7 protein-coding genes are annotated in these 11606 nt (G+C 69.4%); 1 reads left to right on the forward strand and 6 read right to left on the reverse strand.

The features are described from left to right. Positions 1–2: 2 nt before the first annotated feature. From MJ607_RS14175 to MJ607_RS14200, 6 genes are all read right to left on the reverse strand, one after another. Positions 3–983 (reverse strand): carbohydrate ABC transporter permease, encoded by a 981-nt coding sequence (locus tag MJ607_RS14175; RefSeq protein WP_243076243.1) that lies wholly within the window; start codon positions 981–983, stop codon positions 3–5. Further along, a complete protein-coding gene (locus tag MJ607_RS14180; RefSeq protein WP_243076244.1) occupies positions 970–1911 on the reverse strand; it encodes a sugar ABC transporter permease in 942 nt (313 codons plus the stop codon). Before MJ607_RS14180 ends, MJ607_RS14175 begins: the two co-directional genes overlap by 14 nt. A gap of 125 nt (positions 1912–2036) precedes the next feature. Then, complete coding sequence (locus MJ607_RS14185) at positions 2037–4148, reverse strand: beta-galactosidase (protein ID WP_279234721.1); 2112 nt, start codon at positions 4146–4148, stop codon at positions 2037–2039. A 137-nt stretch (positions 4149–4285) separates the two neighbouring features. Then, complete coding sequence (locus MJ607_RS14190) at positions 4286–6058, reverse strand: ABC transporter ATP-binding protein (protein WP_243076246.1); 1773 nt, start codon at positions 6056–6058, stop codon at positions 4286–4288. 60 nt (positions 6059–6118) lie between these two features. Further along, entirely contained in the window at positions 6119–7948 is a 1830-nt protein-coding gene (locus tag MJ607_RS14195; protein ID WP_243076247.1) for a glycoside hydrolase family 2 protein, read from the reverse strand. Positions 7949–7984: 36 nt separating this feature from the next. Beyond that, positions 7985–9028, reverse strand: a complete 1044-nt coding sequence (locus MJ607_RS14200) for a LacI family DNA-binding transcriptional regulator (protein ID WP_243076248.1) — start codon at positions 9026–9028, stop codon at positions 7985–7987. 18 nt (positions 9029–9046) lie between these two features. Here MJ607_RS14200 and MJ607_RS14205 point away from each other — a divergent pair, with 18 nt between their 5' ends. Next, on the forward strand, positions 9047–11389 hold the full coding sequence (locus MJ607_RS14205; protein WP_243076249.1) for a glycoside hydrolase family 31 protein: 2343 nt from the start codon (positions 9047–9049) through the stop codon (positions 11387–11389). The last annotated feature ends 217 nt before the right edge of the window (positions 11390–11606 follow it).

Consider the following 11606-nt stretch of genomic DNA (forward strand, 5'->3'; position numbering starts at 1 on the left):
TGTCAGCCCTTGACGGCACCGACCGTGATGCCGCTGACGAAGTACTTCTGGACGAACGGATAGAGGAACAGGATCGGGAGCGTCGCCACGACGGCGCTCGCCATCTTGAGGGTGTTGCTCGGCAGGTCGGTGATCGAGACGTTGGATCCGGCGACCGAGTTGCGGAGGGCGTTGGCGGTGTTGATGACGTTGTAGAGGTAGTACTGGAGCGGCTTGAATTCGACGGTGCTGCCGAGGTACAGCGACGAGAGGTACCACTCGTTCCAGTAGCCGAGGGCGAGGAACAGCCCGACAGTCGCAAGCGCCGGCTTCATCATGGGCAGCGCGAGCTGGACGAAGATCCGGAAGTCGCCGGCGCCGTCGATCTTGCCCGACTCGATGATCTCGAAGGGGATCGTGCGCATGAAGTTCTTCATCAGGATGATGAGCCACGGCGTCATGAGCAGCGGCAGGAACACCGCGAGGTAGTTGCCCCGCAGGCCCAGGTCGCGGCCGATCCACAGGAACGTGGGCGCGAGGCCCGCCGAGAACAGCGTCGTGAAGTAGATGAAGAACGCGATGTAGTTGCGCAGCCGGAAGTCCTGGCGGTACAGCGCGAAGCCCGTCATGGCGATGATGAACAGGCCGATCGCGGTGCCGAGGACCGTCATCGTGATCGTGACGACGTATGAGCCGATGATCTGCCGCGGCGCGCGGAAGATGTACTCGTACGCCGTGAACGAGAAGCCCTTCGGGAAGAGCCCGAAGCCGCTCTTCATGATCTCGGCCTCACTCGAGAACGAGGCCGAGACGATGAGGACGAAGGGCAGCAGGCAGATCAGCGTGAAGAGCGAGATCGTGACGTACGAGACGCTGCGGATGGCGTAGTCGCTGCGGTCGAGCTTGATGCGGCGGGTGCGCTCGGCGGTGGCGGTCTTCGACCGGCGCGAGGCCTTGCCGAGGGCCTCGGGCACCGGGACCGCGGCGATATCAGAAGAGAGCATTATCGGGGTTCACCCTCCGGACGATCCAGTTCGCCGTGATGACGATCACGAAGCCGAACAGCGACTGGTACAGCCCCACGGCGGTCGACGTCGTGAAGTTGTTCTGGGACATGACCATGCGGTACACCGAGGTCTCGATGATGTCGGTCGTCTGGAACAAGGCGGCGTTGTTGCCGACGAGGTTCCAGAACAGGCCGAAGTTGCCGTGCATGATGCCGCCGAGCGCGAACAGCAGCAGGATCACGAAGATCGGCTTGAGGCTCGGCAGGATCACGAAGCGGATGCGCTGCCAGGCGTTGGCGCCGTCGATCGCGGCCGCCTCGAACAGCACCCGGTCAATGCCCATGATCGCGGCGAAGTAGACGATCGTGCCGTACCCCGTGCTCTGCCAGAGGTGGACGGCGGTGATGATGCCGGGCCACGCGCCCGGCGTGCTGTAGACCTTGACGGGCTCGCCGCCGGCGCCCTCGATGACGGCGTTGAGTGCGCCGCTGTCGTAGTTGAGCAGGTTGAAGGCGATGACGCCGACGAGCACGACCGAGATGAAGTACGGCAGGAACATGATGCTCTGCGTGATCTTCTTGAAGTACTTGAGGCGGATCTCGTTGAGCATCACGGCGAACGCGATGGCCAGGATGTTGCCGAGGACGATGAAGGCGAGGTTGTAGAGGATCGTGTTGCGCGTCAGGAGCCACAGCTGGCCGGACTTGATGAGGAACTCGAAGTTCTTGAGGCCCACGAAGGGGCTGCCGAAGATGCCGTCGCGGTAGTTGAAGTTCGTGAAGGCGATCCAGATGCCGGGGAGCGGCGCGTAGTTGAAGACGAGGAAGAAGGCGATCGCCGGCACGCACATCAGCAGGAGCATCTTGCTTCCCGTGAGGTTCTTCCACAGCGATCGTCGCCGCCGTGGCTCGACTTTCAGTGACATTCGTCCGCCTCTTCGCGTTCGTTCGGTCGCATCCTCGCGACCGGTCTACCAGTTATCCTAACCATCGAATAAACTCGGCTCAGTCACGGTACCCCGGGCGGTCACCGAGACGCAAGACACAATTTCTAACGATCCAGAGGCGACTCCGCGTCGGTGCGACGGGGGTCCCGCTCGACGATCTCGCCGAGCACGTCGGTGCGCGTCACGACGACGCCGCGCGGCGGGATCGCGACGGTCGAGGCATCCGCGGAGCACGGATTCAGCGGGATGCCGCCCTCGAGCGGGCTCGTGACCTCGAGGTCCGTGCGGTTGATGAGGAAGGTGTACTCCGAGGCGTCGTCGGCGCGCACCGCGATCTCGAGCGCGCCGTCTGCGGAGCGGGCATCGCCGCACAGGGCGGGCAGTTCGAGGCTCAGGTCGGTGAGCAGCATCCGGAGTCCTGCCGCATCCAGGTCGGACGCGACGTACGTCGCCGTGCCGGCGCCCCACGACCGCCGCGTGATCGCGGGCGAACCCGCGAGGTCGCCGTCGGCGTACGAGGCCAGGACGCGCGTCGTGTCGTCCTGGAGGCGCACGCGCTCGGTCCAGACGGACGCGGTCGCGCCGTTCGACAGGGCGGTCCGGTGCCCCGGCAGCAGCGGCGCGAACTCCTCGACGCGGACGCCGAGCAGGTCCCGGAGGGCGCCGGGGTATCCGCCGAGCCACACGCGGTCGTGCTCGTCGACGATGCCCGAGAAGTACGTCACGACGAGCTCGCCGCCCGCCGCGACGAAGGCCTCGAGCCGCGCGCGCAGGGTGTCGGAGACGACATGGAGCATGGGGGCGAGGACGACCTCGTAGGCGTCGAACGACGATCCGACGGGCAGGACGTCGACGCGGACGCCGAGGTCGAGCAGCGCCGTGTACCAGGCGAGGGCCTCGTCGCGGTAGCGCAGCCGGTTCGAGGGGTGCGAGTCGCGCTCGGCGACCCACCACGACTCCCAGTCGAACAGGATCGCGACGCGGGCGGGCACGCGCGTCGACCCCGTGACGGGAGCGAGCTCGGCGAGCGTGCGACCGAGGGCCGCGACATCCCGGTACACACGACTGTCTTCGCCCGCGTGCGGGACCATCGCGGAGTGGTAGCGCTCGCCGCCCGCCCGGGACTGCCGCCACTGGAAGAAGCAGACGGCGTCGGCGCCGTGCCCGACGTGGGTGAGCGCGTCGTGCGCGAGGTCGCCCTCGCGCTTGGCGGTGTTGACGTCGCGCCAGTTGACGGCGCTCGTCGCGTGCTCCATGAGGAACCACGGCCGGCCCTGCGCGAGGCCGCCCGTGAGGTTGGCCGAGAAGGACAGTTCTTCGGGTCCGCCCGGGCCGGGGCGCAGATAGTGGTCGTTCGAGACGAAGTCGACGTCCGCCGTCCACGTCGCGTAGTCGATGGACGGGAACACCTCCGTCACCATGAAGTTCGTCGTCCGCGGGATCGTGGGGGCGACTTCGGCGAGCACGGCGTTCTCCGCGCGGAGGTAGTCGCGCAGCGCGTCGGACGAGAAGCGCTCGAAGTCGAGCTGCCGCCCGGGGTTGACGTGGGTCGGCGCGATCCGCGGCGGGACGATGTCCTCCCAGTCGGTGAGATGCTGCGACCAGAACGCCGTGCCCCACGCCTCGTTGAGGTCGTCGAGGCTCGCGTAGCGGTCGCGCAGCCACGCGCGGAAGGCGCGGGCCGCGTCATCCGAGTAGTCGTAGACGTTGTGGCAGCCGAGCTCGTTCGAGATGTGCCAGGCGACGACCGCGGGGTGGTCGGCGTAGCGCTCCGCGATCTGACGCACGAGCCGCAGCGCGTAGGACCGGAAGACGGGGGATGTCGGGCGCCAGTGCTGGCGGCCGCCCGGGTGCAGCACGCTGCCGTCGTCGGTGACGGGCAGCACTTCGGGGTGCAGCCGGGTCAGCCACGGGGGAGGGGATGCCGTCGCCGTCGCGAGATCGATGTCGATGCCGTTCTCGTGAAGCAGGCCAATGACCTCGTCGAGCCACGCGAAGTCCCACTCGCCCGGCCGGGGCTCGAGGAGCGCCCACGAGAAGATCCCGAGCGAGACGATGTTCACGCCCGCCTGCCGCATGAGGCGCATGTCCTCGCGCCACACCTCGCGCGGCCACTGCTCGGGGTTGTAGTCGGCGCCGTAGCGCAGGCGGCCGGGGCCGAGGGAGCCGTCGTTCACCCACCGGTGCTGAGCGGGCGCGGACGCGTGCGGAGTCATGTCGGAGTTCTCCTTGCTGGATTCGAGGGCCGGGATGCCGCTCGGAAGGTCGCGCACGTCCAGTGCGCAAGGGTAAGCCGCGGCCGGCGGGCCGCCGGCCGGGGTGTGGATAACCGTCGCGGCGCGCGGGTGCGCGCTCACTCCGGCAGCTTCTGTGCGCGCTCGAGACGCGCGTACCGTCCGCCGTGCGCCATGAGCTCGTCGTGGCGGCCCATTTCGGCGATCCGGCCCTTCTCGAGCAGGACGATGCGGTCGGCGCCGCGGATCGTCGAGAGGCGGTGGGCGACGACGAGCGTCGTGCGGCCCTGCATGAGGCGCGCGAGCGCGTCGCGCACGAGCGCCTCGGACTCGGGGTCGAGCGCCGACGTCGCCTCGTCGAGGAGCAGGACGCGGGGGTTGCGGATGAGGGCGCGGGCGATCGCGATGCGCTGCCGCTGGCCGCCGGACAGCCGTGCGCCGCGCTGCCCCGCGACGGTATCCCACCCCTCCGGCAGCAGGTCGACGAACTCCGCGGCGTTCGCGTCCTCGATGGCGCGACGCACGCGCTCGTCCGAGACCTCGCCGAGGCCGTAGGTGACGTTGTCGCGGATCGAGCCCTCGAAGAGCACCGACTCCTGCGGCACGACCGACACGCGACGGCGGAACGTGCGCAGATCGAGGGTCGCGGCATCCACTCCGTCCAGCAGCATCCGTCCGCTCGTGGGCCGGATGAATCCGAGCGCCAGATTGAGGAGCGTCGACTTGCCCGAGCCTGACTTGCCGACGAACGCGACGGTCTCGCCCGCCGCGATCTCGAGGTCGATGCCCTCGAGCGCGGGCGCGCGTGCGTCGGGGAAGCGGAAGGCGACGTTCTCGAAGCGCAGCGTGCCCGCGACCTCGGTCACGATGGCCTTGCCCTCGTTCACCTCGAGGTCGGGCTCGGTGAGCACTTCGGCGACGGAGCGCACCGACTCGATGCCCTTCGCCGCGATGGGCCACAGCATGAGCACCTGCGTGATGCCGCCCGTGATGAGTCCGAAGTAGGCGGACAGCTGCACGACCTGGCCCGGCGTGATCGAGCCCGGATCCGTGATCGCGACCCAGGCCGCCGTCACGAGGCAGCCGACCGAGAGCAGCTGCATCACGACCCACGACAGCGACTGGAACCTCCCGTTGAGCAGATCGAGCTCGAATCCCGACGTGCGCACGCCCTCGGCGCCCTCGGCGACGCGCGCCCGCGCCGTCTCTTCGAGCCCGTGCGCGCGGGTGATCGGCACGAGGGTCGCCATCTCGCCGACGCGGCTCGCGAACACCTCGACGTCCTGCCGGAACGCCTCGTTGCGCCGCCGCGAGCGCGCCGCGAGCATCGAGCGCATGAGGACGGCGATGGGGATCGTGAGGGCGTAGACCGGCAGGAACATCGGCATCGTGATCGCCGTCATGACGATCGCCCCCGTGAGCACCATCGTCTGAGCGAGGACCGCGTGCGTCACCTGCTGAAGCATGAGCTCGATGTTCTCGACGTCGCGCACGACCTTGGTCTGCACGATCGACGACGACATGCGCGTGTGGAAGCCGATCGACAGGCTCTGCAGCCGCGCCGTCAGCGAATTGCGCAGATCGGCGCCGATGTGCCGCACGGCGCCCATGAACAGCCGTGTCCACAGCACGTGCATGGGGTAGTTCTGCGCGAGCGCGAGGAACGCGACAGTCGCCCACAGGAAGAGCTCTTCGGTCGGCCCGCCCGCGACGACGAGGTCGATGACCTGCGCCGTGACGACGGGCATGAGCCACTGCGGCGAGTCCTTGATCGGGAAGATCAGCGTCGACCCGATGACGCGCCGGCGATACCGGCCGAGCAGGTGGAACACCGAGCGCACGGGTCGTGCGCCGTCGATCTCGACGACGGCGTTCGACGGGGGCGTCGTCATGGAACGGCCTGCCCGCGCCGGAGGAAGTGGAATGCGGTGCGCATGGCGTGATCCGGGGTCTCAGCCGGCGGGCTCGACGCGGCCGTGCAGGATCGCGCGGATGCGCTCGACGGGCAGCTTCGGCACGCGGTTCTCGTCCACGAGGCCGTTCGTCTCCTGCACCGTGTCGGTCAGCTGCGTGTAGACCCAGCCCGCGAGACCCGTGCTCGTGTTGAGCACCGCGAAGATCCCCGTGAGGTGGCGGTCCAGGTCGTCGGGCGTGCCGACGAGCCGGTACCCCCACGCGTCGAAGTCCGGGTCAGGCGTGAAGCTCACGCCTCCGAACTCGGTGAGCAGAGCGGGAGTGGATGCCGTTGCCGCCGCCTCCGCGTCGGTGCCCACGAGCACGCGCTTGCCGAAGGGCGACAGGCCCTCGACCGCCTTCGCGACGGCCTCGGGCGTGCCGTAGCGCGCGCGGAGCTTCACATGGTCGTTCTCGTAGTCGTGCATCGTCAGGAGGTCGGACTGCGTGTGCTCCCAGCCGTCGTTCGAGATGACGGGGCGCGTGCCGTCGAGCGTCTTGGTCAAGTGGTAGAGCGTGCGCGCGAAGTCCTGCTGGCGAGCATCGACGGCGATCTGGCGCACGGCCCAGCTCTCGTTGAGCGGCACCCACGCGACGACGCTCGGGTGCGACGAGTCGCGGCGGACGACATCCATCCACTCCTTCGTCAGGCGCGTGACGGCGGCGTCCGAGTTCTCGAAGGCGCTCGGCAGCTCGGTCCACAGCAGCAGGCCGAGGCGGTCGGCCCAGTACATGAGCCGCGGGTCCTCGACCTTCTGGTGCAGCCGCGCGGTGTTGAAGCCGAGGTCCTTGATGAGCTCGACCTCTGCGCGCAGGGCGGCGGCGCCCGGCGCAGCGAGGTGGGACTGCGGCCAGTAGCCCTGCGAGAGGACGCCCTTGACGTGGCACCTCGCGCCGTTGAGGAGGAAGTCGCCTCCGACGGTCTCGACGAAGCGCAGGCCGAGGTAGGAGGAGACCACGTCGGCGCTCGCGGCTGTGGGGTCGCCCGCGGTGAGCTCGATGCGCGCGTCGATGAGCACGGGGCGGTCGGGTCGCCAGAGCAGCTCGTCCCAGCCCTGTTCGGTGCCGAGCGCCGGGATCGCGATCGCGGTGTCCTGGGTGGGGCCCGCCATCGTGACGGTCGTCTCGGCGAGCAGCCGCGCCCCGAAGCGGAGCGTGACGTGCGCGCGGACCGGCTCGACCGGACGCGATGCGAGCTCGAGCGTCAGGTGGACGCGATCATGGCGCACATCAGGGTGCCACGCGACGCGCGTCACGTGCTGACGAGGGACCGACTCGATCCACACGGGCTGCCAGATGCCCGTCGTGCGGTGGTACCAGATCGAGTGCGGGGCCTCCTGCCAGTCCTGCTTGCCGCGCGGCTGGCTGAGGTCGTGCGGGTCGTCCTCGGCGCGCACGACGATCTCGAATCCGACGTCGGCGACCGGCACTTCGACCGTGAACGGAGTGTGGCCGCCCTCGTGGGAGGCCGCCTGCCGTCCGTCGATCCAGACGTCCGCGCGGTAGTCGACGGCGCCGAAGTGCAGGAGCAGCGTGCGGCCGTCCGCGTGGCCGGCCCTCGCGACATCTGATGCATCGACGTAGCGGCGATACCAGACGACGGGGTGATAGCCGGTCTCGTGGATGCCGGACAGGGGCGATTCGGGCGGGTACGGGACGACGATCGTGCGGGCGAACTCCGCGGGGACGCCGGCGCGGGGATCCACGCTGACGTCCTCGTCGAAGGCGAAGTCCCACTCGCCGCTCAGATCGAACCATCGGGGGCGCACGAGCTGGGGGCGCGGGTAGGTGCCGTCCTGTGCGGAGGCGCGCAGCTCTTCATCACGCATGCGGAAGAGCATAGGCGCAATTCCAGCGCTGTAAAACTATCTCCCTGACGGCGCCGTCGTGCCGCGCTCGGCGATCGTGTGGGGCACGATGCGGTGCCGGCCGACGCCGTCGAATCCGCCCATGCGGTCCTCGAGCAGATCGAGCGCCGTCCGGGCGATCGCCGCCTTGTCGGGGGCGATGCTCGACAGTGCCGGCGTGCTGTACCGAGCGAGGGCGGTGTCGTCCCAGCCGAGCACCGCGACATCCTCCGGGACGCGGAGTCCCGCCCGGTCGAGCACGCGGAGGGCCGCCATCGCGAAGAGATCGTCGCGGCAGAACACGGCGTCGAACTGCACGCCCGCGTCGAGGGCGGCGGTGAGCGCCGCGACGCCGTCGTCCACGCCGAAGCCGTCGGTCTCGACCACGAGCTTCGGGTCGCTCACCGCTCCGGCAGCGAGGAGCGCCTCCTGGTAGCCGAGCAGTCGCAGATGCGTCGACTGCGTGGGGTCGCGGCGCACCATGCCGAAGAAGGCGATGCGCGTGCGCCCCTGCGCGAGGAGGTAATCGATCCCGCCGCGCGCCGCTGCGACGTTGTCGATCATGACGTGATCGGCCGAGAGCGGGCGGGCGCCTTCCCCCAGCAGCACGACGGGGGTGTCGGGTCGCAGTCGGGCGATCTCCATCGTGTCGACGCGCACGGGCTGGAAGATCACGCCGTCGACGAGGCCCTCCTCGCGGTCGCGGATGACGGCGCGCTCGGCCTCGATGTCGTTGAGGGTCTGCTCGATGATGATGCGGTAGCCGCGCCGGGTCGCCTCTTCGCCGATGTGCCGTGACAGCTCGGCGAAGTAGGGCTGGTCGAGTTCGGGGATGGCGAGTGCCAGCATCCCGGTCCGTCCTGTCGCGAGTCTGCGGGCCGTGAGGTTCGGTCGATAGCCGAGTTCGTCGATCGCCGCCTGGACCTTCTCGCGGGTCTTGGCCGAGACGTGGGGGTAGTCGCGGACGACGTTCGAGACGGTCTTCATCGAGACGCCCGCGAGCTGTGCGACGTCTTCGAGGCGGACGCCGCGGCCCGGTCTTCCGCTTTCCATGTCGCTCATCTTAGGATCGTCTGCGAAATGTACAGCGCTGATATTTCCCCGCACCTCCGCGTCGCGGCCTCGCCCCTCGCCCACCCCGCCTCCGTCGTGCAGGGAGACCGCTGGCGATTGACGGTCCTGACCGAGGGGCTCGTTCGCGTCGAGTGGTCGCAGGACGGCGTCTTCGAGGACCGCGCGACGATGTTCGCCCTGCGCCGGGATCTGCCGGTTCCCGAGTTCCGCGTCATCGACGGGCCCGAGGCGATCGAGATCGTGACGGCCCGGCTGCACCTTCGGTACGACCGCGGGCCGTTCAGCCCGAGCGGTCTCACGGTGCGCCCGCTCGGCATCGGACGCGGACTCGAGGAGTGGAAGTTCGGCGAGGCCTTCGACCTCGGCGGCACTGCCCGCACCCTCGACGGGGCCGACGGCCGCGTGCCGCTGCAGAGCGGCATCGTCTCGAAGAAGGGCGTCGGCGTCGTCGACGACTCGTCGTCGTTCGTCTTCACCGACGACGGCTGGGTCAGTCCGCGCGCCGGCAGCGACATCGACCTGTACGTCTTCGCGTACGCCCACGACTACGCCGAAGCCCTGCGCGCGTTCTACGACCTCTCGGGCTCGACGCCCGTGCTGCCGCGGTGGGCGCTCGGCAACTGGTGGAGCCGGTACCACCGCTACACGACCGACTCCTACCGCGAGCTGCTCGACCGCTTCGAGGCCGAAGGCGTCCGGTTCTCGGTCGCCGTCCTCGACATGGACTGGCACCGCGTCGACAGCGTGCCGCCCGAGCACGGCAGCGGCTGGACCGGCTACAGTTGGGAGCCCGAGTACTTCCCCGACCCCGAGGCGTTCCTCGACGAGCTGCACAGCCGCGGCCTCAAGGTCACGCTCAACCTGCATCCCGCCGACGGCGTGCGGTCGTTCGAAGACGCCTACCGCGGGATGGCCGAGGCGCTCGGCCGCGACCCCGAGGCGGGGGAGCGCATCCCCTTCGAGATCACCGACCCCGCCTTCCTCGCGGCCTACTTCGAGGTGCTGCACCACCCGCTCGAGGCGCAGGGCGTCGACTTCTGGTGGATGGACTGGCAGCACGGCCCGCACTCCCGCGTGCCGGGCGTCGACCCGCTGTGGATGCTCAACCACTTCCATTACCTCGACACGGGTCGCGACGGCGGGCGTCCGCTCCTCCTCTCGCGCTACGCGGGGCCGGGCAGCCACCGCTACCCGCTGGGCTTCTCGGGCGACACCGTCATCAGCTGGGACTCGCTCGCGTTCCAGCCCGAGTTCACGGCGACGGCGTCGAACATCGGCTACGCCTGGTGGAGCCACGACATCGGCGGCCACATGTTCGGCACGCGCGACGACGAGCTGACCGTCCGGTGGGTGCAGCTCGGCGTGTACTCGCCGATCCTGCGCCTGCACTCGTCAGACAACCCGTTCCTCGCGAAGGAGCCCTGGGCGTTCCCCGCCGAGTCCCGCGCGGCACTGGGCGACGCCCTGCGCGAGCGCGTGCGGCTCGTGCCCTACCTGCACTCGATGAACCACCGCGCAGCGGCGCCGGGCATCCCGCTCGTGCTTCCTCTCTATTACGAGTGGCCCGAGTCGCCCGAGGCGTACACGGCGCCGACGCAGTTCCTGTTCGGCAGCGAGCTGCTCGTCGCGCCGATCACCTCTCCGCGCGACGGCGTGACGCTGCTCGGGTCGGTGAGGGCATGGCTGCCGCCCGGCACGTGGACCGACGTGCACTCGGGCCAGGTGCTGCAGGGCGGCCGCACGATCGACTTGCACCGCGACCTCGATTCGATCCCGGTGCTGCTCAAGGCGGGCGGGATCATTCCCCTGGCATCAGAGGACGAGACGGATGCCGCGGCCCACCCTGCGGCGTTCGATCTTGTGATCGCGGCGGGGGCCGACGGCTCTTTCACGCTCGTCGAGGACGATGGCGAGCTCGAGGGCTCTTCCGTCCGCACCGTTGTTTCGTGGAGCCAGGCGTCGGGGGAGCTGCGGATCGGTCCCGCCGAGGGGCCGGACGGCATCGTGCCTCCGATGCGCACCTGGACGGTCACCTTCCTGGGGCTCGACGGAGACGAGGTGCCGGGCGCCGAGGCGTCGCCGCGGGGTGCGACGGTGACGGTGTCGGGCGACATCCGGTTGGAGCTCGTTGTGGCGACTTCCCCCGGGCCGACGCCGCGCACACGCGGCCGCGATGAGCGTCTGTTCGCCGTGCTGAATGCGGCGCAGTACCCCTACGACGACAAGGAGCGCGCCTGGAAGGTGCTGACCTCGGGCCGTCCCGACGTCGACGTCTTCGCCGAGCTGCATTCCCTCGCCCTGCCTCCTGCGCTCGTCGGCGCGATCGCGGAGCAGCTCACCTCGCTCTGAGCTCCGGCGCGCGGCGACGCGGTGGCAATGCCGGCCATGACCGACGTCGCTGATGGGGCACCCTGCGCGGGCATCCTTGTCGGCCGCCTATCCGTGCACCCTGACCGCGACGGGTTGTGCAAGGCCGCGATCGCGAGAGTCTGGCCGGTGATGGACCGATGGCGGGCGGCGCCTCGATCGTGGGCGACCGTCGTCGGACAGCGGAACGCTCGTACTC

Origin of the sequence: Microbacterium sp. SS28 (assembly GCF_022761035.1) — a bacterium.
GTDB lineage: Bacteria > Actinomycetota > Actinomycetes > Actinomycetales > Microbacteriaceae > Microbacterium.

Coding starts and splice junctions, on each gene's coding strand:
- MJ607_RS14180 (WP_243076244.1), bottom strand. CDS start 1,911: ATGTCACTGAAAGTCGAGCCACGGCGGCGACGATCGCTGTGGAAGAAC.
- MJ607_RS14190 (WP_243076246.1), bottom strand. CDS start 6,058: ATGACGACGCCCCCGTCGAACGCCGTCGTCGAGATCGACGGCGCACGA.
- MJ607_RS14205 (WP_243076249.1), top strand. CDS start 9,047: ATGTACAGCGCTGATATTTCCCCGCACCTCCGCGTCGCGGCCTCGCCC.
- MJ607_RS14185 (WP_279234721.1), bottom strand. CDS start 4,148: ATGACTCCGCACGCGTCCGCGCCCGCTCAGCACCGGTGGGTGAACGAC.
- MJ607_RS14200 (WP_243076248.1), bottom strand. CDS start 9,028: ATGAGCGACATGGAAAGCGGAAGACCGGGCCGCGGCGTCCGCCTCGAA.
- MJ607_RS14175 (WP_243076243.1), bottom strand. CDS start 983: ATGCTCTCTTCTGATATCGCCGCGGTCCCGGTGCCCGAGGCCCTCGGC.
- MJ607_RS14195 (WP_243076247.1), bottom strand. CDS start 7,948: ATGCGTGATGAAGAGCTGCGCGCCTCCGCACAGGACGGCACCTACCCG.